Source organism: Mesorhizobium sp. M0239 (genome assembly GCF_040321815.1).
Taxonomy (GTDB): Bacteria; Pseudomonadota; Alphaproteobacteria; order Rhizobiales; family Rhizobiaceae; genus Mesorhizobium.
Genome location: NZ_JAMYSG010000019.1, coordinates 109,870 through 131,935 on the forward strand (window position 1 = coordinate 109,870; position 22,066 = coordinate 131,935).

At 62.5% G+C, this 22,066-nt stretch carries 20 protein-coding genes; 12 read left to right on the forward strand and 8 right to left on the reverse strand.

All coding sequences use genetic code 11. The features are described 5' to 3' along the window. The first annotated feature begins 10 nt into the window (after positions 1-10). Positions 11-544, forward strand: coding sequence for a TetR/AcrR family transcriptional regulator (locus tag NKI99_RS20810; protein WP_023811021.1), 534 nt, complete (start codon positions 11-13; stop codon positions 542-544). Positions 545-629: 85 nt separating this feature from the next. Here NKI99_RS20810 and NKI99_RS20815 read toward each other — a convergent pair whose 3' ends face one another. From NKI99_RS20815 to NKI99_RS20840, 6 genes are all read right to left on the reverse strand, one after another. Then, positions 630-2,309: a dipeptide ABC transporter ATP-binding protein gene (locus NKI99_RS20815; protein ID WP_352611802.1), complete on the reverse strand. Its 1,680-nt coding sequence runs from the start codon at positions 2,307-2,309 to the stop codon at positions 630-632. A 1-nt stretch (position 2,310) separates the two neighbouring features. Next, positions 2,311-3,108, reverse strand: a complete 798-nt coding sequence (locus NKI99_RS20820; protein ID WP_155930577.1) for an ABC transporter permease — start codon at positions 3,106-3,108, stop codon at positions 2,311-2,313. 50 nt (positions 3,109-3,158) lie between these two features. Continuing rightward, positions 3,159-4,097 (reverse strand): ABC transporter permease, encoded by a 939-nt coding sequence (locus NKI99_RS20825; protein WP_023811025.1) that lies wholly within the window; start codon positions 4,095-4,097, stop codon positions 3,159-3,161. A 74-nt stretch (positions 4,098-4,171) separates the two neighbouring features. Further along, on the reverse strand, positions 4,172-5,704 hold the full coding sequence (locus NKI99_RS20830) for an ABC transporter substrate-binding protein (protein ID WP_352611803.1): 1,533 nt from the start codon (positions 5,702-5,704) through the stop codon (positions 4,172-4,174). 75 nt (positions 5,705-5,779) lie between these two features. Beyond that, positions 5,780-7,222: an amidase gene (locus NKI99_RS20835; protein ID WP_128305046.1), complete on the reverse strand. Its 1,443-nt coding sequence runs from the start codon at positions 7,220-7,222 to the stop codon at positions 5,780-5,782. A 46-nt stretch (positions 7,223-7,268) separates the two neighbouring features. Then, complete coding sequence (locus tag NKI99_RS20840) at positions 7,269-8,216, reverse strand: MurR/RpiR family transcriptional regulator (protein ID WP_023811028.1); 948 nt, start codon at positions 8,214-8,216, stop codon at positions 7,269-7,271. Between the two features lie 108 nt (positions 8,217-8,324). Here NKI99_RS20840 and NKI99_RS20845 point away from each other — a divergent pair, with 108 nt between their 5' ends. Further along, the gene (locus NKI99_RS20845) at positions 8,325-8,483 is read left to right on the forward strand and encodes a hypothetical protein (RefSeq protein ID WP_164893025.1); all 159 of its coding nucleotides are present in this window, start codon (positions 8,325-8,327) and stop codon (positions 8,481-8,483) included. Between the two features lie 6 nt (positions 8,484-8,489). Here NKI99_RS20845 and NKI99_RS20850 read toward each other — a convergent pair whose 3' ends face one another. Further along, positions 8,490-9,389: a hypothetical protein gene (locus NKI99_RS20850; protein WP_352611804.1), complete on the reverse strand. Its 900-nt coding sequence runs from the start codon at positions 9,387-9,389 to the stop codon at positions 8,490-8,492. A gap of 374 nt (positions 9,390-9,763) precedes the next feature. On the opposite strand from NKI99_RS20850, the gene NKI99_RS20855 reads away from it, so the two are divergent. From NKI99_RS20855 to NKI99_RS20875, 5 genes are all read left to right on the forward strand, one after another. Then, entirely contained in the window at positions 9,764-11,092 is a 1,329-nt protein-coding gene (locus NKI99_RS20855; RefSeq protein WP_128305049.1) for an NAD(P)H-dependent oxidoreductase, read from the forward strand. A 2-nt stretch (positions 11,093-11,094) separates the two neighbouring features. Beyond that, positions 11,095-12,123: a thiamine pyrophosphate-dependent dehydrogenase E1 component subunit alpha gene (locus NKI99_RS20860; protein ID WP_127261511.1), complete on the forward strand. Its 1,029-nt coding sequence runs from the start codon at positions 11,095-11,097 to the stop codon at positions 12,121-12,123. Further along, a complete protein-coding gene (locus NKI99_RS20865) occupies positions 12,123-13,121 on the forward strand; it encodes an alpha-ketoacid dehydrogenase subunit beta (RefSeq protein ID WP_128305050.1) in 999 nt (332 codons plus the stop codon). Before NKI99_RS20860 ends, NKI99_RS20865 begins: the two co-directional genes overlap by 1 nt. A 3-nt stretch (positions 13,122-13,124) precedes the next feature. Then, positions 13,125-14,507: a pyruvate dehydrogenase complex dihydrolipoamide acetyltransferase gene (locus NKI99_RS20870; RefSeq protein ID WP_352554468.1), complete on the forward strand. Its 1,383-nt coding sequence runs from the start codon at positions 13,125-13,127 to the stop codon at positions 14,505-14,507. A gap of 114 nt (positions 14,508-14,621) precedes the next feature. Then, on the forward strand, positions 14,622-14,990 hold the full coding sequence (locus tag NKI99_RS20875) for a hypothetical protein (protein ID WP_013529317.1): 369 nt from the start codon (positions 14,622-14,624) through the stop codon (positions 14,988-14,990). A gap of 45 nt (positions 14,991-15,035) precedes the next feature. Here NKI99_RS20875 and NKI99_RS20880 read toward each other — a convergent pair whose 3' ends face one another. After that, complete coding sequence (locus NKI99_RS20880) at positions 15,036-16,007, reverse strand: sugar-binding transcriptional regulator (RefSeq protein WP_023811033.1); 972 nt, start codon at positions 16,005-16,007, stop codon at positions 15,036-15,038. A 257-nt stretch (positions 16,008-16,264) separates the two neighbouring features. On the opposite strand from NKI99_RS20880, the gene NKI99_RS20885 reads away from it, so the two are divergent. From NKI99_RS20885 to NKI99_RS20905, 5 genes are all read left to right on the forward strand, one after another. Then, entirely contained in the window at positions 16,265-17,251 is a 987-nt protein-coding gene (locus NKI99_RS20885) for an ABC transporter substrate-binding protein (protein WP_128305052.1), read from the forward strand. 88 nt (positions 17,252-17,339) lie between these two features. Further along, positions 17,340-19,043, forward strand: a complete 1,704-nt coding sequence (locus NKI99_RS20890) for an ABC transporter permease (RefSeq protein ID WP_023811034.1) — start codon at positions 17,340-17,342, stop codon at positions 19,041-19,043. Further along, the gene (locus tag NKI99_RS20895) at positions 19,031-20,110 is read left to right on the forward strand and encodes an ABC transporter ATP-binding protein (RefSeq protein ID WP_023811035.1); all 1,080 of its coding nucleotides are present in this window, start codon (positions 19,031-19,033) and stop codon (positions 20,108-20,110) included. The genes NKI99_RS20890 and NKI99_RS20895 overlap by 13 nt, the downstream gene beginning before the upstream one ends. Then, the gene (locus tag NKI99_RS20900; RefSeq protein WP_352554516.1) at positions 20,110-21,276 is read left to right on the forward strand and encodes an MBL fold metallo-hydrolase; all 1,167 of its coding nucleotides are present in this window, start codon (positions 20,110-20,112) and stop codon (positions 21,274-21,276) included. The genes NKI99_RS20895 and NKI99_RS20900 overlap by 1 nt, the downstream gene beginning before the upstream one ends. Further along, positions 21,273-22,031: a 5'/3'-nucleotidase SurE gene (locus tag NKI99_RS20905; protein WP_352611805.1), complete on the forward strand. Its 759-nt coding sequence runs from the start codon at positions 21,273-21,275 to the stop codon at positions 22,029-22,031. Before NKI99_RS20900 ends, NKI99_RS20905 begins: the two co-directional genes overlap by 4 nt. The last annotated feature ends 35 nt before the right edge of the window (positions 22,032-22,066 follow it).

Sequence of the window (22,066 nt, forward strand, 5' to 3'; positions counted from 1 at the left end):
GGGAGGCACCATGAGAGCCCAACGACCGAATTCGCGCGAGAAGATTCTCGCCGCGGCGGCTGATGTTGCCCGGGAATCCGGACCAGGCAGCCTGTCGCTGGATGCCGTCGCCAGCCGTGCCGGCGTGTCGAAAGGAGGGCTCCTCTACAACTTCCCGACCAAGGCCAAATTGATGCAAGGTTTGGTCGAAGGCTATCTGCGTGAGTTCGAGCACGCGCTGGAAGCCGCCCGCACAAATGACAAGGACGAAAATCCCCTGGCCGTCTACATCAGGCTGTCGGCCAATGATTGCGAGGAAAAGCAGCCGTCGGCGTCCTGGATCTTCTCGGCCATCGCCGAGGATCCCGATTTCATGATGCCGATAAAGACCTTCAAGCGGCAGCTTTTCGAGCGGCTGAAGGGCGAAACGCCGGATCTCAAATCGCTATTGATCTGCTATCTCGCCATCGAGGGATTGCGCAGCATGAACCTCTTCGATTCGGATGTCCTGTCGAAAGACGAGCGCGAGCTGTTGGTATCGTCCCTGCTCGAGATTGCCAAATAGGTCGCCCACCCGCTTTTCGGCCAGGCCTGTGCGTCAACGCGGTTCGCCGGCGTGCTCGATCACGCTCGGCCCTGAAGGCTTTAGTCTAGCATTTGCTTCCGGCGGCCAGTAGCGGGGTGTCTCCTGGTTGGATTCCGCTGCTCGTTCGACGCGAGAGTTTCGGGATAGCGGCGATCAACTCTTGGGTATAGGCCTGCTGCGGACGATCCAGAACGTCTTCCGTATTGCCATACTCAACCAGCTTGCCGTGCTGCATGACCGCAACGTGCTCGCAGAGATAACGCACCACGCCCAGATCGTGGGAAATCAGGATCAGCGTCAGCGACAATTCGCGGCGCAGCCGCGCAAAGAGGCCGAGCACCTGGGCCTGGATGGTGACGTCCAGAGCGGAGGTGACTTCATCGGCGATCAAGATCTCGGGCTCCAGCGCCAGGGCTCTGGCGATGCCGACGCGCTGCCGCTGGCCGCCGGAAAGCTGCGTGGTGCGTCGGTCCAGCAACTGGCGTGGCAATTCCACTTTTTCCATCAGCTCACGGATCCGCTCCGGGATGTCTCTTTCCGGGCAGATGTTCTGTTGCCGCAGCGGTTCGGCCAGAGTTCGCGCAACCGTAAACGCCGGGTTGAGGGACATGAACGGGTCCTGGAACACCATCTGCAGTTTGCGAACCTGCTCCGGTCGGCGCTGCCTCAGTGCGCGATCGAGCGATTGGCCGTCCACCTCGATCTCTCCTTGTTGCGGCTGCACAAGGCCTGCAATAGCCCGGGCTATGGTGCTCTTGCCGGAACCGGACTCGCCGACGATCCCCAGCGCCCCACCGCGCCGCAATGCCAGCGAAACATTGTCGACGGCGCGCACGATTTGCGGCGGCTTGCGCGTCGCCCAGGCCGCAAGGCTCTGCCCAGGGTAGAAGTTCACGCACAGGTTCTTCACCAGGAGATGCGGTTCCGTCGCCACGGGGCAGGCATGCGTGGTCGGCTTCATCAGCGAGGGTTGGGAAGCGATCAGGCGCTTCGTGTATTCATGGGCGGGGTCACGCAGGATCTGATCGACCGAGCCGATTTCCAGCACCGCACCGTCCTTCATGACGACGACGCGGTCGCACATTTCCGCGATCACGCCAAGGTCGTGAGAGACCAGAATGACCGACAGGTTGCGTTCACGCCGGATGCCGCGGAGCAGGTCGAGTATCTGAGCTTGCACCGTGACATCAAGTGCCGTCGTGGGCTCGTCGGCAATCAGCAGTTTCGGTTCGCAGGCAAGGGCCGCCGCAATCATCACCCGCTGACGCATGCCACCGGACAGCTCGTGAGGATAGGCGCCCGCGCGCCTTGACGCGTCCTTGATATGCATGTCTTCGAGCAGTCCGACCGCCCGCGCATTGGCCTGCCGCCAGGATATGCCCTGATGGACCACCATCGCCTCGCCCACCTGACGCCCGACCGTCATGATCGGATCAAGATGCGTCGACGGGTTCTGGAAGATCATCGCCGCTTGCCCGCCGCGCAGCCGGCCCAGCTCGGCATCCTTCATGGCGAGGACATCGCTGCCCTCGAACATGATCCGGCCCGACTTCACCAGTGCGTTGCCGGCAATCAGCTTGAGGATGGCTCTGCAGGCCACCGTCTTGCCCGATCCGGATTCACCGACGATCCCAAGGACCTCTCCCGCTTTTAGTGAAAAGCTGACGCCGCGCAGGGCGTGGACGTCGCCAAAATCGGTGGTGAAGTCGATGGTGAGGTTCTCGACGCTGACGAGGTCGCTCATCTCAGGATTCCGTGTTCAGGAGGCGGGCGAGACCATCAGCGGTCAAGGAGAGGCCGAGCGCCAGAAGGCAGATGGCGATGCCTGGGAAGATCGCAATCCACCATGCGGTCGTCAGGTAGGTCTGCCCATCCGCGATCATGGCGCCCCATTCGGGCGTCGGCGGTTGTACGCCGAGGCCGAGAAAACCCAATGATGATCCGAGCACGATGGCCAGCACGGCATCGGTCATGACGAAGACGATCGATGGGACGATGGCATTCGGCAGGATGTGGAACAGCATGATGCGCAAATGCCCAAAACCCATGCCACGTGCCGCCAGCACGAAATCGACGCCGCGCAGCACCAGCGCCTGGCTCCGCACAAGTCGGGCATAGCTGACCCAGTTCACCAAGGTGAGCGAGATGAAGTAGCTCTTGAGGCCGGGCCCCAACACGGCCACGATGGCGATCACGAGGACGAAATAGGGAAATGATACGGTGACCTCGAGGATGCGCATCAGCACCGCATCGATCCTGCCGCCCAGATAGCCGGCGATGAGGCCGATGGTCGTCCCCAGGATGATCGGACCGACCACGCCGAAGAAGGCCATGGCGAGATCGTAGCGCGCGGCAAACAGTGTCCGCGCCAGGACATCGCGGCCGATGGCGTCCGTGCCAAACCAATGCTCGGCGCCAGGTGGTTTCAGCGCCTGCATCACATCGACCTTGATCGGGTCGAAACTGGTCAGCACCGGCGCCAGAATGGCCACGACGATCCAGGCCAAGGTGATGGCGCCGCCAATGGCCAAGGTTGCCGGCATCGTGCGGATCCGCGTCATGGCCAAGGGGCCGCTGCCTCGCATCACATCGCTCATAATTCCACCCGTGGGTCGAGAATGGCGGTCAAGACATCGACGGCAAAATTCGAAATGACGACACCTACGGCAAGCAGCAGGGCCACTGCCTGGACGACGAACTGGTCGTGCGTGAGAACGCCGCGGATGAGCAGGTTGCCGAGCCCTGGAATGTTGAAGACATTTTCGACAACGACCGTCCCGCCGATCAGGAAGGCGACCACGACGCCCAGCAGATTGACTGTCGGCAACAGGGAATTCCAGAACACATGCCGGGAAAAGATGTAGCTTTCCGGCAGGCCCCTGGAGCGGCAGGCGATCGCATAATCCTTGTCCAGCTGCTGAATGAAGGTCGCGCGCAGATTGCGCGCGAGGATCGGCGTCACCCCGATACCGATCGTCAGGGCCGGCAAGAACAGATGCCACAGATTGTTGATAAAGGTCGGTCCGTAACCGGATACCGGGAAAATCTTCAGCCGCAGGCAGAAGCCCATGATCAACAGCAGGCCGACAAAGTAGGACGGCACGCCGACGCCCGCGACGCAGACGAGACGGATGAGGTGATCGATCCACCGTCCGCGCTGCCGGGCAGCGGTGACCGCGAGCGCGAATGTCAACAGCAGCGAGATCACGAGGCCGTAGAGGATCAAGAAAACCGTTGGCGCGATCCGTGCCGCGATGACGCCGCTGACGGGACCCCGGAAGGCGATCGACTGACCGAAATCGCCGCGCAGGCAATTCAGCACGTAATAGAAATACTGCACGGGGATGGGCTGATCGAGACCGTATCGCGCCCGCACGAATTCGATCGCCTCCTGACTGGCCTTGGGGCCAAGCATGAGGCGAACCGGATCGCCGGGTGTCATTTGCAGCAGCAGGAAGGTGATCACACTGATACCCAGCAGCACGGGGATCAACTGTATCGGCCGTCTAAGCACGAAGGAGAATCGATTCATGGTCGGGATCCTGGTGTCAAATCGATGCGAGACGGGGACGAAGTGTCTCGTCCCCGTCTCGCATCCTGTGCTGATCAATCCAGGCTGGTCCCGCCGATGGACGAGAATTGCAGGCCGACGTTCAGGACCAACCCTTTCACGCTCGGAGCGTAGGCGTTGAGCCACGTCGGGTGATAGAGCGCCACCTGCGCCACCTCGTCCACCACGGTCTTCTGGATCTGGGCATAGAGCTCGGCCCGTTTGGCATTGTCCGCCTCACCCGAGGCTTCATCGATCAGTTTGTCGACCGTTTCGTTGTTGTAGCGGGTGTAGTAGGACTTGTTGTCGCCCGCGCCCCAGACGCACCAGCGCAATGCGTTGTCGGGATCTCGCGTCTCGTTGTACCACCAGTTCATTTCCGCCTGATACTCGCCATCGGCGAGGCGGGTCCATGCCTGGGTTGAATCGATCTTGGCAATGTTGACGGTGATGCCGACTTCCGCCAACTGCGCCTGGATCAGCACCGCCGCCTTTTCCTCGTCGGCACTTCCGGCATTCTGGATGAGTTCGAAACTGGCTCCGGTCTTGCCGGATTCTGCCAGCAGGGCCTTGGCCTTTTCGACGTCTCGGGCAATGACTGGCAGCGATTTGTCGAAGAAATCGAGCGTCGGGCTCATGATGGAACTGGCCGGCGTGCCGAGACCCAGCGTCACCGCGGCATTGATGGCCGTGCGGTCGATGCCATAGCTGACGGCCTGGCGGAATTTGAGGTCGTTGAAGGGTTCTGCCGAATGGTTGATCAGCATGTCATAGGTGGTGCTCGAAGGTTCAGGGTCGGCCCGGAAGCCGGCGGCCTTCAACTCGGCCATGCGCGGGGCCGGAACTGCGAGGCAGACGTCGAGTTCGCCCGCCTGCAACATCGAGACCCTGGTGTTGTCGTCCGGGACATAGCGGAATTCGACGCCGTCGATCTTGGGCTCGCCTTGGCGGTAATAATGCTCGTTGCGGCCAAGGACCACGCGGTCTCCCGGCTTCAATTCGACGAATTTGAACGGCCCTGATGTGACCGGCGCCTTGGCGAAAGCGTCGTCGCCCATTTTCTCGACCGCTGCCTTCGGCACGATGCCGGTATTCCAGATTTCGGTCAGCGTCATGAAGGGCGTGAATTTGCGGTCGAGCGTCATCACCACTGTCCTGGCGTCCTTTGCCTCGACCTTGGTCAGGGGCTGAAACGGCGCCGCATAGGCGGAATCCTTCTGGAAGCGCATGCGGTTCCAGCTGAACGCCACGTCCTCGGCCGTGATCGGCGACCCATCGGAAAATTTGCCCTCGCGCAGGTGGAAGGTATAGGTCTTGCCGTCATCCGCGATGTCCCAGCTCTCGGCAAGGCCCGGGCCGACTTCTGTGCGATCGGCATTGGCATGCAGCAGGCGTGCATACATCATGCCCTGGATAAGGATATCGGCTCCGTAAGTGGTTTTGATCGGGTCCAGGGTGAGAACCTCGGCCCCATAGGCCATACGCAGTATCTTGCTGCCGTCAGCATTGGCTCGAAGCAATGTGGCCGGCAATGTCGCGATGCTGAAGCCGGCAAGCGCCGCACTTTTGAGGAATACTCTGCGGTCCATGACAATCTCCCATTTTCGTTGATGATGTTCCCGGGGGCGGTTCCATGCTTGTTGGTTCAAGCAGTCCTTGATGGTTCAAGCAGTCTTGGTGATGTGGGTAGGTGGTTGGCGCTGGTGCCAGGCGTAGTCAGCCTCAAGCACCGCACCTAGCCGTAGCAGCAGATCGTCGCGTCCGAATGCGGCGACAAACTGCACTCCGATCGGCAGGCCGTTTTGCGTCCAGCCGAGCGGCAGGGATATCGCCGGCGATCCGGTGCCGTTGAAGAGCGCGCTGAACGTCTCCTTCGGCGCCAGATCGGCGAACACCGTATCGATGTCGCGGCCGGGACGATCCGGGTTGTGCGTGCCGAGCAACTCCGGCGGGATCGCGCAAGTCGGCGTCACCAGCACGTCATGGACGGCCAGGAATTCGCCAATCGTCCGCGTGATCTGGTCATAAACAGCGAGGGCCGCGATCAGGCTTGCCGCGTCCAGCGTTCGGCCATGGCGATAGACAGCAAGTGTCGTCTGCTGCAGGCAGGCCTCTTCAAGAGGCCGTCGCAGCAGGCCCGCCAACTCGTCGAGCGACTGCGCCGTAGAGGCTGCCCAGATCACTTTCTGCGCCGCCAGATAGCGCTCATAATCGAACACAGGCCCGGCTTCGACGACCTTGTGGCCCAGTTGCTCCAGCCTCTTGCCCACTTCGAGAACTGCCGCCTTCACCTCGGCGTCGAGCGGATAGCCGGACCAGGACGTTGTACACAGGGCAATGCGCAAAGCCTTTGGTGGCGTCTTGATCGCCTGGGCATAGCTGGTGGTTGGAGGGACGATCTCATAGCTGTCGCCGGGAAGCGCACCAGACCCCAGATCAAGCAAAGCCGCCGTGTCGCGGATCGAGCGTGTCAGCATGAATGAAATGGCGAGACCCAGCATTGGCGCATTCGATTCCGGCGCACCGCTGATCCGGCCACGAGACGGCTTCAGGCCGACGACACCACAAAAGGCGGCGGGGGTGCGAATGGAGCCGCCACCGTCGGCGCCTTGCGCGAAGGGAACGATGCCGGCGGCAACGGCTGCCGCTGCGCCGCCGCTCGATCCCGAAACACCCCTGCTGGTATCCCAGGGGTTGCGTGTCGCACCATAGAGGGAGGATTCGGTTGCCGCCGCTATGCCGAATTCCGACGTGGTGGTGCGCCCGATATTGGCAAGGCCGCCGGATCGCATTTTCACCCAGAAGGCGTGATCGTCGCCGCAGATGAAACCCTTGGCAAGAACGCTGCCGAACTCTCCCGGCCGGCCGGCTTCGATGGGGAAATCCTTGGTCAATGTCGGCATGCCGTGGAAAGGTGCGGGTCCGGGATCCTCGCCGAGCGCTTCGATCGCATCGGCATAGGTTTCGATCACGGCATTGAGCTGCGGATTGACCGCGGCGATCCCTGAAAGGATGCAGTTTCCCAGTTCGCGCGGCGTAACTTCCCGCTTGCGCAGGAGATCGGCCAGACCAACGCCGTCATAGGCGGCGTATTCCGTCAACTTCATGCGCTTGCCCTGACTGTCCACGGTTTCAGCAACGGGTGATGCATCGTCATTCTTCGCCTTCTTCTTTGATGTGCCGTGCGACGCGCCGTGGCGGCTTGTGGAAGGTCCGCAGGATCCCGGCGATATCCTCCAGCTCATTCATCCGCGTCTCGGCCGATTTGCCGAGTTTCTCGGCAACGGAATGCGTGAGGAGGTTCAGAACCGAACTTATCGCGGCCGTCGAATCCCAGTACAGGTCGACGCGCGTCGATACTTCGAGCGCCAGTTTTGTGTATTCAGATGCCCAATGACTGTATTTGTCGGTAACGATGATCAGAGGAATCTTCCGGCGCTTGATCTGGGCGCAAAGCCGAAAGCTCATCGCGGCGTATTCCGCTGTGTCGATCAGCAGGACACAAGAATTTTCGCCGCTGTCGGTGAGGATTTCCGAGAACGTGCCGCCCAAACCTTCGGCAAAGCGGACATCGCTCCGCACCCAGCGCAGACGCGTCGCGAAATCGAGCCCCAATCCCTTCACTGCCTGGAAGCTGACGCAGTTCACGCGATCACAGGTGCTCAGCAGATGAACAATTTCGGACCACATCTCGCCCTGGGCAAGGCCATAGGCCGCGGTCAAGGCCTGCTGCTCCATCTCCAGGCTGCGAGCCAACCGCTCCCGCTTTTCGCCGCCGATGCGGAAACGCAACTCGGCACTGTCCAGGCCCGGGCCTCCGGCTTTCGGTGCGGAGCGCAGGCCACGCTTCATTTCCTTGAGATCGGTGTAACCGAGACGCCGTACGAAACGGGTGACGCTTGCCTCGCTTACACCGGCGCCGACGGCAATGGTGGCGCCAGTTTCAAAGGGAATGTCATGGATGTTGGCGAGCAGGTATCGCGCAATTGCCTGCTCGGTCCGGGCGAAATCCAGCCAGCCCTCACGCAACCTGGCTTCCAGCGCACTGGCCACCTCAGTCTCTCCGGACACAGCCTTCCCGCCAGGCGTTTTCGTCTTCATCGACCGCTGTCCCTTGGCAGACCTATTTGGAACAGACCGGAAAATGCCACCCCAGGAAGCGCACTCCATTTCCAGTCGTGACGCGACGCTAGCACGCGAGAACACGCCATGAAAGATAAATTTTATAGTTTTGTATTCCGGTATTTTTATTTCATGATCGGTCAAGGTGCGGTGCTGACGCGGTCCGGTATTTGGGACCCAGCCTTGCAGACCACCCTGTCAGTGGACGGCACAGCAAAGGCTGGCGAAGTAAAGGCTACAGCCTGAGCTTGGTCAAAGTTCCTTGACGAGGCGGTTCTCATCGCCCTGCAGATAGGTCTCCCACAAATAGTTGGAGACCAGCCGCCGGTATCGCTCGGCGTTAACCAACTTACGGTAGCCAGCGCCGCCGATATGCAAAAAGGCGCTGCCCAACATTTGATGACCGGAGTCGGCCTCGCCGAGGTTCAGATGAGCCGTAGTGGCTGGCACATCCACTACGTCGTTTTCGCCGAGCAGGCGATAGAGCCCAGCCCAATTGCCTCCGCCGGTGTCCATCCCGTGGATGAAGCGGGGGTTAAAGTCCATGTCCACGTTCTCCATGGCGCTAAAGCGAAAGAAGCAGAACCCTGCCCACAAAAACCACGCTTGGTGATCCGAAGTTGACCAGCGCTTTGAGCCATAGACGGCTTTTCCTTCCATCGTCGCGGGAATGTCCACGGGGATGATCGGAAAGCCGTCGTGATCCAGAAAGCCGAACAGCTCCGGCTGCATCGGCCGGATGATATTGTGGAAGATCCAGTTCATGGACGTTCCGTGCGACCGATTGGGATGACGCTCCCAGTTTCGGGGCAAGCTGAAATAGGCGACGCCTCGCGCTCGACAGATTTCCTCGATGCGGGTGCGAGCCGATTGCTTTGGAGAGTTGTCGACAACGACCAGCGTCATTCCGGACGAATACAGCTCCCAGGAGCGGGCCATCGCGTCGATGACCCAAGGGGTGTTGAAGGCAATGACAAAACAAAATCGCCGATCACCGGTTCGCCGGACTTCGTCGGCGAACTTCAGGCCTTCCGCAACACCGCGTCCGCGGAAGTTGCGTTCAATCAAGGCATTTCGCAATGCCTTGGCGGCTCTGACAGGCCGGTTCTGGTTCAGCAGATCGATAAGGACCCTCCTCGGGTTCCAGCTCATACAATTCCCCCAGGCTCTGAATGAGCTGCGGCTTTATTAGGCCGAAGCCTACTTTCTCACAAGTCAGACCGTGGGGCAGCGCGTGATGGCGTCAGCGCCGATCGAGCTCCGTAGGGCCCTCCGCATTTGAGGTGGCCGCCGTCATGGCGATCGTTTCGGACCGGTCTCCTTGTTCCGTGCGTCAGGAAACTCGCCCCCGCGCCTGCCCACCGGTATGCACCCCGCTGTGCGGCCGCCATTGCCTGGGGTCGCCGCGCCTCCCCGAAAGCGTGTCAAAAGGCATCGAATTTGGACATTAGTCTTGACAGAAATACAGATGTTCAATACCCGTCAGGCAATCGAACAAGCCTGCATTTTTGGGAGGAACGAGCGGTATGGCTTCCAATGTTTCATTGACGGGCCTTGCCCGCGATCTCGAGGAACGCGCCAAGTCGGGCAAGCCTATCCGCATCGGCCTGATCGGCTCGGGCGAGATGGGAACCGACATCGTCACCCGTGTCGCCCATATGTCGGGCATCGAGATCGGCGCCATTTCCGAACTGAACCTGCCTGCCGCCAGCAAGGCGGTCGATATCGCCTTCCAGGAAACCGGGCATGCGCGCGAAGTGTCCAACGCTTCGGCGATGACCGCGGCGATGGAAGCCGGCAAGGTCGCGGTGACCAACGACGCCAATCTGGTCATCAACAACGATCTGATCGACGTCGTCATCGACGCCACCGGGGTTCCCGCCGTCGGCGCCGAGATCGGGCTGCGCGCCATGGAACATGGCAAGCATCTGGTGATGATGAATGTCGAGGCCGACGTCACCATCGGCGCCTATCTGAAGAGCGAGGCCGACCGGCTCGGCGTCACCTATTCGCTGGGCGCCGGCGACGAGCCGTCTTCCTGCATGGAGCTGATCGAATTCGTTTCGGCGATGGGGCATCCGATCGTTGCCGCAGGCAAGGGCAAGAACAATCCGCTCAACATCGACGCGATTCCCCCCGACTATGAGGAGGAGGCCAAGCGCCGGCACATGAACGTGCGGATGCTGGTCGAATTCGTCGACGGCTCCAAGACCATGGTCGAGATGGCGGCGATCGCCAATGCCACCGGCCTGGTTCCAGACAAGGCCGGCATGCATGGCCCGGCGGCGACGCTTGGCGAACTGTCCAAGGTGCTGGTGCCGCAGAAGGATGGCGGCGTGCTGTCGAGGGTCGGCGTCGTCGACTATTCGATCGGCAAGGGTGTCGCGCCAGGCGTCTTCGTCGTTGCCGACATGTCGCATCCGCGTATCTCCGAGCGCATGGAAGATTTGAAGATGGGCAAAGGCCCGTATTTCACTTTCCATCGTCCCTATCACCTTACCTCGCTCGAAGTGCCGCTGACCTGCGCCCGCGTCGTGCTCTACGGCAAGGCCGACATGGTGCCGCTGGCCAAACCGGTGGCCGAAGTCGCCGCCGTGGCCAAGAAGGACATGAAGCCCGGCGAGAAGCTCGATGCGATCGGCGAATATTGCTACCGTGCCTGGATCATGACGACGCCTGAGGCGCGCGCCGCCAAGGCCATTCCCTGCGGCCTGCTGCAGGGCGGCTCGGTCACCGCGCCGATCAAGAAGGGCGAGCTCATAACCTACGCGAATGCAGCGCCCGCGGCGGGCTCCAAGATCGCCGAACTGCGCGCCCGCCAGGACAAGCTTGTCTATGGGGCCGTGGGAGCGTGATCATGGCCACAGCCAGCAAAGCCGTCACTGACAGTCGCGCCAATCTGCCCTTCGTCTACCGCCACTACAGCGCCGAGCAGCTCAGGGAGGTGCTCCACAAGATGTACCTGATCCGCCGCTTCGAAGAGGGCGCGGAGGAGTGCTACACGCGCGGTCTCATCCACGGCACCATGCATTTGTCGATCGGCCAGGAAGCCAGCGCCATGGGCATCTGCATGCCGCTTGCCGAGGATGACCAGATCACCTCGACGCATCGCGGTCATGGCCACTGCATAGCCAAGGGTGCCGAGGTCAAGCGCATGTTCGCCGAGTTCTTCGGTAAGACCACAGGCTATTGCAAGGGCCGTGGCGGCTCGATGCACATCGCCGATGTCGGCAAGGGCAATCTCGGCGCCAATGGCATCGTCGGTGGCGGCATCCCGATCGCCGTCGGGGCGGCATTGTCCTCCAAGATGATGAAGACCGGCAAGGTCGTGGTCTCCTTCTTCGGCGATGGCGCCAACAATGAAGGCGCTTTCCACGAGGCGCTCAACATGGCGGCGGTCTGGAAGCTGCCTGTCATTTTCGTCTGCGAGAACAATGGCTATGGCATGTCGACATCGACGGCCCGCTCGACCGCCGTCAAGAACATCGCCGAGCGCGCCGCCGCCTATTCGATGCCCGGCGTCATCGTCAACGGCAACATCTTCTCCGAGGTCGCCGAGGCGTCTCATCAGGCCATCGCCCGAGCCCGCGCCGGCGAGGGGCCGACGCTGATCGAGTCCAAGACCTACCGCCATCGCGGCCATTCCAAGAGCGACCGCAACCGCTATCGCACCAAGGAAGAGATCGAGGACTGGATGTCGAACCGCGATCCGATCACCCTGTTCGAAAGCGAGCTCAGGGAATTCGGCTTCATCGACGACAAGGGCATCGAGGCCATTCGCGATGCCGTGGCGCAAGAGATCGCCGAGGGCATCGAGTTCGCCAAGGCGAGCCCATCGCCCGATATCAGCGAGACCGGAAATTACGTGTATACGGAGCAGGCGTGATGGACGCGATGGTGCGTGAACTGAGCTACGCCCAGGCGATCCAGGAAGCCATGGCGATCGCCATGGACATGGACGAACGCGTCTTCCTGATGGGTGAGGATATCGGTGTCTATGGCGGCGCCTTCCAGGTCACTGGCGACCTGGTCGAACGTTACGGCGCTGACCGCGTCATCGACACACCGATTTCGGAACTGGGCGGCGCGGGCGTTGCGGTGGGCGCTGCCCTCACCGGCATGCGGCCGATCTTCGAGTTCCAGTTTTCCGATTTCGCCACGCTTGCCATGGAGCAGATCGTCAACCAGGCGGCCAAGATGCGCTTCATGCTGGGCGGCGAGGTTTCGGTTCCCGTGGTGATGCGCTTTCCCGCCGGTTCCGGCACCGGTGCGGCGGCTCAGCACAGCCAGAGCCTCGAGGCCTGGCTCGGCCATGTGCCGGGTCTGAAAGTCATCCAGCCGGCGACCCCCTATGATGCCAAGGGTATGCTTTTGGCGGCGGTCGCCGATCCCGATCCAGTCATGATCTTCGAGCACAAGCTGCTCTACAAGATGAAGGGACCGGTGCCCGAAGGCTATTACACCGTGCCGATCGGCAAGGCCGATATCCGCCGCGAGGGCCGGGACCTGACCATCGTCGCCACCTCGATCATGGTGCAGAAGGCGCTCGACGCGGCTGCCGCGCTGGAGAGCGAAGGCATCGACGTCGAAGTCGTCGATCTCCGGACCATCCGGCCGATGGACAAGCAGACCGTCATCGACAGCGTCAAGAAAACGTCGCGGCTGCTATGCGTCTACGAAGCGGTCAAGACGCTGGGCATCGGCGCCGAAGTCAGTGCCATGATCGCCGAGAGCGAGGCTTTCGATTATCTCGATGCGCCGATCGTGCGGCTGGGCGGCGCCGAAACGCCGATCCCCTACAATCCGGAACTTGAGAAAGCGACGGTGCCGCAGGTTCCCGACATCATCACCGCCGCGCGCGACCTCGTGAAAGGGGTTCGCTGAGAAATGCCGACCGAAGTCATTCTTCCCAAGGTCGACATGGACATGGCGACCGGACAGATCTCGCGCTGGTTCGCCGAGGAGGGCGCGCGCGTCAAGAAGGGCGATGTGCTGTTCGAGATCGAGACCGACAAGGCGGCGATGGAGATCGACGCGCCGGCCAGCGGCGTCCTGCGCGATGTCAGCGGCAAGGAAGGTGTCGATATTGCGGTCGGCGCTGCCGTCGCGTGGATTTATGCTGACGATGAGGCTTATGGGGCTGATGTCGCTGCGACAAAGCAGGACAAAGCGCCAATCTCCCCACCCGTAGGGGAGATGTCGGCGAAGCCGACAGAGGGGGGCGCTGCCCAGCCAACGTCGCATTCTGTCACGCCCCCCTCTGCCCTGCCCTCTTTGCCGCCACTTGGCATCTCCCCCACAAGGGGGGAGATTGGCCAATCCCCATCCGCCGGCCGTGCAACACCGCTTGCCCGACGCCTGGCCCGCGAGGCGGGTCTTGCCCTTGCCAGCATTGCCGGCACCGGCCCGCATGGCCGGGTGGTGAAGGCGGATGTCGACGCGGCGATTGCCGGTGGAGGCGCCCAGGCGGCGCCTGCCGCCAAGGCTCCTGCTGGCGCTCCTGCGCCTGCGGTGAAGGCAATGTCGGACGAGCAGGTGCTGAAACTGTTCGAACAGGGCTCCTACGACCTCGTCCCGCATGACAATATGCGCAAGACCATCGCGCGGCGCCTGGTCGAGGCCAAGACCACCATCCCGCATTTCTACCTAACGCTCGACTGCGAACTTGATGCGCTGTTGGCGCTGCGCACGCAGATCAACGCCGCAGCGCCAGTGAAGAAGACCGACAAGGGCGAGGCGCCGGCTTACAAGCTGTCGGTCAACGACATGGTCATCAAGGCGATGGCTATGGCGCTGAAGGCGGTGCCGGATGCCAATGCCTCATGGACCGAAAGCGCCATGGTCAAGCACAAGCATGCCGATGTCGGCGTCGCGGTGTCGATCCCGGGCGGCCTGATCACGCCGATTATCCGCAAGGCCGATGAGAAGACGCTGTCCACCATCTCCAACGAGATGAAGGATCTGGCCAGCCGCGCCCGCAGCCGCAAGCTGAAGCCGGAAGAGTATCAGGGCGGCACCACGGCGGTGTCCAACCTCGGCATGTTCGGCATCAAGGACTTTGCCGCCGTCATCAACCCGCCGCATGCGACCATCCTGGCCGTTGGTGTCGGCGAGGAGCGGGCAGTGGTCAAGAACGGCGAGATCAGAATAGCCACCGTGATGTCGGTGACGCTGTCGACCGACCATCGCGCCGTCGACGGCGCGCTGGGTGCCGAACTGCTGGTCGCCTTCAAGAACCTCCTTGAAAATCCGATCGGCCTGCTGGTCTGATCCACCAAGCAGAAGCCGGCGCCGAATGATGCGCCGGCTTAAAACAGAAACGACTTGTCAGGCGCCGACCCTTGACCCATGTTCTATCTGGATTGCGATCCAGGGAGGCCAAATATGCCTGCATTCGACCCATCTGACGTCAAAACCCTGTTCGGCAAGGTCATGGGCGCGTCGCCATCCGATATCAAGCTGGTGGCGCAGCGCCTGCACGACCACGCTTTCGAGCCGCGCATGTCGGCGGAGGAGACCAGGCAGCTTGTCGCCAGCCTCGGCTATGACAGCCTGGACGCGTTCTGCGCCGATATCGGCTTGCCCACGCATATCGCCGAGCGCTGGAGCCGTTTTGGTGTTTCCGGCGAGATGAAGCAGGTTTTCACGCTGTTGGCGGCGCAGCGCAAGCGGGTGGCCGAGGCGATCGCCGAATTCGAATCCATGACCCATGTCGGTGTCGAGGATTTTTTGCGCGAGCGCGGGCTCATTTAGCGAGAAACACGGGTAGCGGGAAACACCGGGGCCAGTCGAACCGGCTCAGCCGCCCTTGGCAAGCAGCGCCGTGGCGGTATCGCTGTCGGTGATCAGCACGTTGGTGTCGACGGCTTTCAGCGCGGCGAGGATCGCCGCGACCTTGCGCTTGCCGCCCGCGGCGAGAACCACATTCGGCACGTTGCTGACCACATCGAGATCGATGGCCATGACGCGGCTGTTGACCTCGTGGTCGACCAGCCCGCCGGCGGCATCGACGAAATAGCACAGCATGTTGGCGACCGCGCCCTTCGCTTTCAACGGAGCGATCAGCGATGAGGGCACGATGCCGTGCCGGAAGATGGTGGCGTCCGGCGACATGTCGCCGACGGTGAGCAGCGCGATGTCGGCGGCGGCCGCGCGTTGGCGTACATCCTGCAGGGTCGGCTGCGCCCAGAGGAGATCGCGCAGCGAGGAATTGTCGACCGTCACCGGCGCGGTGATCTGATAGCTGTCGACCTCGAAGACGTCTGCGACCTTGGCAGCAACGATGGATGGATTGATCCATTGCGAGTGCGGCAGGCTGCCGACAAGCGCCACCACGCAGGCACGCTTCAATTGCCGGCGGGCAAGGAAGCCGAGGCTGGCATGCAGGGTCGCGCCGCCACCGATCGCCAGCGTCATGCCGTCCTGCATCTGCTCGCCGAGATAGGCCGCGACGGCATGGCCGATGGCCTTCTCCAGATGGTCATGCGCCGAAGGTGTCGGGATGACGACGGCGGCGTTCAGACCCCAGCGCTTTTCCAGTTCCCGCTCGAGCGCCACCTGCCCGGCGGTCGGCGCGTTGATCATGGTGACGACAATGCCCTCGGCGGTGCAGGAGGCCAGCGTACGCATGACCTTCACCCTGGAAACATCGAGCTTTTCGGCGATCTGTTCCTGGGTGAAACCTTCGACATAGTAGAGCCATGCCGTCTTGACGGTAAGGTCCGACGAGACCATCGGTAGGCGAGCCTGTCTGGGTTTTTCTGTGGTCATCGGTTCCTGTCCCTCATGAGCCGTGGCCTGCCCGGTGCTCATCAAGGAAACACCGGCCGGATGTCAATTGATGCCGATCGCAGGCGCGTCGATTGTCGCACAGTTTTGTTCATTTGTAATTGACATCGTACATATGAACATATTTTGTGGGTTTCACGCGCTGTGTCATCCACCAGTCATATGCGCCGTGCAGGGAGGAAGAGACGGGGAGCCGGCCAGAGCCGGACCGGTCATGCACAGAAAGACAGGAGGTCTCATTGAAGACGCACTTCATCAAGCTGCTGGCCAGCCAGCTGGCGCTCGCGGCAACTTTGTTTGCCGGCGTGGCAAACGCCGAAACACTGACTCTCTACACGTCCCAGCCGGAAGCCGACGCGGCCAAGACCGTGGATGCCTTCAAGAAGGCGCAGCCGGGTATCGATGTGAATATCTATCGCTCCGGAACGAGCGACATCCTGACCAAGATGGCGGCCGAGTTTGCCGCCGGCAGCCCGCAGCCCGATGTGCTTTTGATCGCTGACGCGGTCAGCATGGAGCTGTTGAAGAAGGACGACCGGCTGCTGCCCTATCCCGAGGCAAAGCTCGACGGCATCGAAGCGGATGCCTATGATGCCGACAAGACCTATTTCGGCAGCAAGCTGATCACCACCGGCATCGTCTACAACACCGCGGCGACCGAGAAGCCGCAGCATTGGGCCGATCTTGCCAAGCCCGCCTATGCCGATGGCCTGGTCATGCCGAGCCCGCTCTATTCGGGTGCCGCCGCCTACCTGCTTTCGGGCTTCGTCGGCGATACCAACTATGGCTGGGATTTCTTCCAGAAGCTGAAGACCAACAACACCGTCAGCGTGCGCGGCAATGGTGCGGTGCTGAAGTCGGTGGCATCGGGCGAGAAGCCCTATGGCATCCTCGTCGACTTCATGGCGATGAACGCCAAGAAGAAGGGTTCCCCGGTCGAGTTCGTGTTCCCCTCGGAAGGTGTGCCGGCAGTGACCGAACCGGTCGCCATCATGAAGACCGCCAGGAATGTCGATGGCGCCAAGAAGTTCGTCGACTTCATTCTTTCCGATGACGGCCAGAAGCTGGCCCTTTCGATGGGCTATCTGCCGGCGCGTGCCTCGGTCGGCCGCCCCGAATGGCTGCCGGAAGGCGTCAAGGTCAAGGTGATGTCGTTCGACACCAAGGCAATCGTCGCCAAGACCGACGCCGACAAGGCGAAGTTCTCGGAACTGTTCGGCGGCTGAGCCGGCAATCCAGTCGGCATGCCCCCCTAGCGGCATGCCGACTGCGAAATCCGAGCGCATCGGCTGATCAATCCCAGGAAAAGCAATCATGTCAACACGGATCAGGGAAAGCCGGGGCCAGGAAATGGTCCTGACGGCGGCGGTGGCCATCGTCATCGTCCTGCTTTCGCTGCTGCCGATGCTGCGCCTGATCAAGGAAATCGTGGCACCCGGCGGCACGCTGTCGACCGTCGCGATAAAGGCGGGGCTCGCCAGTCCGGCGACCTGGATCGCCACCTGGCACACACTGGTCGTCGGTATCGGCGGCACCCTGCTTGCGGTGCTGTCGGGAACGCTGGTGGCAGTGCTCGTTACGCTGACCGATATCCGCGCTCGCAGCGCCATGGTGCTCTGTTACGTCATGCCCCTGATGATCGCGCCGCAGGTGACGGCGCTGGCCTGGCTGCAATTGTTCGGCCCGGCAAGCCCGTTCCTCAAGCTGTTCGGGGCGGCACCGCCGCTCGGGACCAGGAACCCGCTCTATTCGACATCGGGCATCATCCTGCTGCTCGGCGTGCAGTATGGCCCGCTGGTCTTCCTGCTGGTGCGCGCCGGCCTGCGCAAGCTGCCGCGCGAACTGATCGAAGCGGCGCGGGCGGGCGGTGCCGGCTGGTTCACCATGCTGGTCACCATCGTGCTGCCGTTGATGACGCCCTCGATCATGGCCGCCGCCGCACTCGCCTTCGTCTCCTGCGTCGGCAATTTCGGCATTCCGGCCTTTCTAGGCATTCCCGCCAACTATCTCGTGCTGCCGACGCTGATCTATCAGAAGCTGGCCGGCGGCGGCCCCGCCGTGCTCGGCGAAACCGCATTCCTGTCGGTGCTGATCGGTATCATCGCCATGGCGGGCATCCTTGCCCAGGAGATCATGAGCCGCCGCCGGGACTATCGCATCAGCTCCACGTCGCTGGCGGCTGAGCCATACGAACTCGGCCGATGGCGGCCGGCCGTGCAGGCCGGCATGTGGCTGCTGATCATCGTGGTGCTGTTCCTGCCGCTGTTCGGGCTGGTTCTGACATCGCTGGTGCCGGGCTACGGCATCGCGCTCACCGCCAAGACGGCAACCTTCGACAATTATCGCTTCGTGCTGTTCGAGCATGATGCCGCCAGCCGTGCCTTCTTCAACAGCTTCTGGCTGTCGATCGCGGCTGCGTTCTTCGCGGTCCTGGTCGCCGTGCCGATCGGCTATCTGATCGCCTGGGGCAAGCAGCGCTGGGTGCGGCTGCTCAATCTGTCGGTGGAACTGCCCTATGCTCTGCCCGGTGTGGTGCTGGCGATCGCCTCGCTGCTCATGTTCCTGCGGCCGATCCCGCTGACCGGCATCCAGCTCTACAACACGGTCTGGATCATCCTCTACGCCTATCTCGCCCGCTTCCTGGTGCTGGCGCTGCGGCCAACCATCAGCGGCTATCACCAGATCGACCGGGCGCTGGAGGAAGCGGCGCAAGTGGCAGGCGCCGGGCTGTTCACCCGCATGCGCACGATCATCTTTCCCTTGGTGGCACCGGCGGCGATCGCCGGCGGCCTGCTGATCTTCATGACGGCCTTAAGCGAACTTACCGTTTCCGCACTGCTGTGGTCGTCGGGCTCGGAAACGATCGGCGTGGTGATGTTCTCCTTCGAGCAGGGCGGCGATTCCAACTATGCGGCGGCGATGTCCGTCATCACCGTGGCGGTCACTTTCGTGCTGATGCTGGTGACCAATCTGCTTGCCCCCTACCTTCCGACCGGAGTGCTGCCATGGCGCGATTGAGCCTGGACAATGTGACCAAGAGCTTCGCCAATTTCGATGCCGTCAAGGACGTGTCGATCGACGTCGCCGACGGCGAGTTCCTGGCAGTGCTCGGCCCCTCCGGCTGCGGCAAGACGACGTTGCTGAGGCTCGTCGCCGGATTCGAGAAAGTGACGTCGGGCGAAATCCGCATCGGCAGCGAGGTCGTGTCGGGCAAGGGCGGCAGCGTCGCGCCGGAAAAGCGGCGCGTCGGCATCGTCTTCCAGAACTATGCGCTGTGGCCGCATATGACGGTGGCCGAGAACATCGGCTATTCGCTGAAGGTGGCGAAGCTCGACAAGGCCGTCGCCCGCCGGAAGGTTGAAGACGCACTGGCCCTGGTCAATCTGCAAGGGCTCGGCGAGCGTCGGCCGGCCAATCTTTCCGGCGGCCAGCGCCAGCGCGTGGCGCTGGCGCGCTGCCTTGTCGCCGCGCCCTCGCTAGTGCTGTTCGATGAGCCGCTGGCCAATCTCGACGTGCATCTGAGAGCTTCGATGGAGGACGAGTTCGCGTCCTTTCACAAACGCACAGGTACCACTATCGTCTATATCACCCATGATCAGGCCGAGGCGATGGCATTGGCCGACCGCATCGCGGTGATGGATGGCGGGCGCCTTGCCCAGCTGGCGACGCCGCGCGAGCTCTATCATGAGCCGGCAAATGAAATGGTCGCATCCTTCATTTCGCAAGGCATTTTGCTGCCCGCCGACGTGCTGAGCGCGGAGCAGGCGGGCCATTGCAAGGTCCGGGTTCTCGGGACTGAACTGATTGTCCGCTGCCGGCCAGGCGAGCGGCCGCGCGCTGGCGCCAAGATCTGCTGCCGGTCAGCCGATCTCGACGTTTCGCCGGATGGCCCCGGCTTCGATGGCCTGGTCAAGCGGGTGATCTATCAGGGTGGCTCGGCGCGTATCGAATTCACGCCTTCGACCAGTCCCGACATCACCTTGCACTTCGAACAGCCCGACCCAGTCATGCTGGAAAGCGGGTCCCGGGCGCGTCTGCGCATAAGGTCCGGCTGGCTGATCCCGGCGGTGGGGGCGGCATCGTGATGATGCTCGACCTGCTCGGCGGCTTTGGCGAAAAGGGCCGCACCAGTCTTGCTGTGAGCAGCGGCAAGGATCGCATCCTGCTCGACGTCGGCATCAAGGTCGGCGCGTCGGGCGCGGACTACCATCCGGCGCTGAAGGGGGCGGTCACCGATATCGACGCGCTGTTCGTATCGCATGCCCATGAGGATCATATCGGCGCGCTGAGCTGGCTGCTGTCGCGCGGCTATGCCGGCCCGATCTTCATGACGGCCGAGACCCGCAATGAGGCGCCCGCCACGCTCGCGGGCTATGCTGAGCCCGAGGATTTCAGGCGGTTCCCTTTTCCCGAAGATCGCATCGAATTGTTCGAACCCGGCGATACGTTGAACAGCGGCAACCTCACGATCCGGACGGGACGCTCCGGGCATGTGGTGGGCGGCGTCTGGTTTGCCGTGGACGATGGCGAGAGCCGCGTTGCCTATTCCGCCGACGTGGTGCCGGACAGCAATGTCTTCGTCATGGACACGATCCCGCACTGCGACCTGCTTGTCCTCGATGCTTCCTATGGCGCCGATCCGGTGCCGGGGGCGGCGCGGGCGCGCGAAATATCGCAGTGGGTTGCGAGGCATTCGGGCGGGTGTCTTTTGCCGACGCCGCTCTCGGGTCGGTCGCTGGAGCTGATCGCGGCCTTGCCTGGGACGTTCGCCATCCATGCCGGCATGCGTTCGTCCCTGGAAGCGCAGATCGGCGCCACGGCAGCCTTGTTGCCGGGTGTTTCAGAGTTGCTGCGCCGCCGCTTGCAGGAAGCAGCCGACTGGACCGATGCCGATCCCCTGCCGCCAATGCCGTTGCTGGCGGATGACGGTATGGGTGAGGCCGGCCCGTCGTCGCGCCTCTTGCCGCGTGCCGACCATTCCGCTTTTCCGGTGCTGCTTACCGGCCATCTGCCGTCAGGTTCGCCGGGCGATCTGTTGCACAAGGTCGGCCGGGCGGACTGGGTGCGCATGCCGACCCATCCGACGCTGTCGGGCAATGTCGACATCTGGGAGAAGGCTGGCCGTCCCGCCGCACTCGGTCATTCCTGCACGCCGGACCTTCTCGGCGATCTGCAAACCCACATCCCGTCGCTGCGGACGCAATGCCGCACCGGCCAGCGCATCACGGTGCCTGAGGCAAGAAAACGATGAGAATTCTGATCTGCAACGACGATGGCATCGAAGCGCCGGGGCTTGCCCGTCTCGTCAAGGCCGCCGGCACGTTGAGCGACGATGTCTGGGTGGTCGCGCCCGACGGCAAGCGCACCGCTGCCAGCTCGTCATTAACGATTGCCAGGCCGTTGACCATGCGGCGCGTCAAGCCGAACTGGTACTCCTGTTCCGGCACCCCGGCCGATTGCGTGGTAAGCGCTATGACCTGGCTGTTCGCCGATTCCGAGAAACCGGGCCTTGTGCTGTCGGGCGTCAACGATGGCCGCAACGTTGCCGAGGACCTTGCCTATTCCGGAACGCTCGGCATTGCGCGGGAGGCGACTTTCTGGGGCGTTCCAGCCATCGGCTTCTCCCGCGTGAAGAATCCTGATTTCACCGATGGCGACGACCAATGGCTTGGCGCGCTGATCGCTTCATTGTGGCAATCGCGCGCCGACTGGGCCGCTGAGGGTCATTGGCTGAGCATCAACCTGCCGACCTTGCTGCCGGCCGAAATCCGACAGCCGCGCATCGGTCGCGACAAGATCGCCCGCAGGGCCGAGATCGTGGAGAGCGATGGCGATCGCACTGTCATCACGGTGCCGCGCGGTCGGGCTCATGACAGCCAGCCGGGCGACGAGAACGAGGCGATCGATGCCGGCTTCATCAGCATCAACCGGCTGAACTGGTTTGGCGAGACACAGCTGGACGAACGGTTTCTGGACGGGATCGCGCGCCAGCGGCAAACTGGCTGACCTGGGGTTTGCGCGTCGTCATCCGATCACCAACC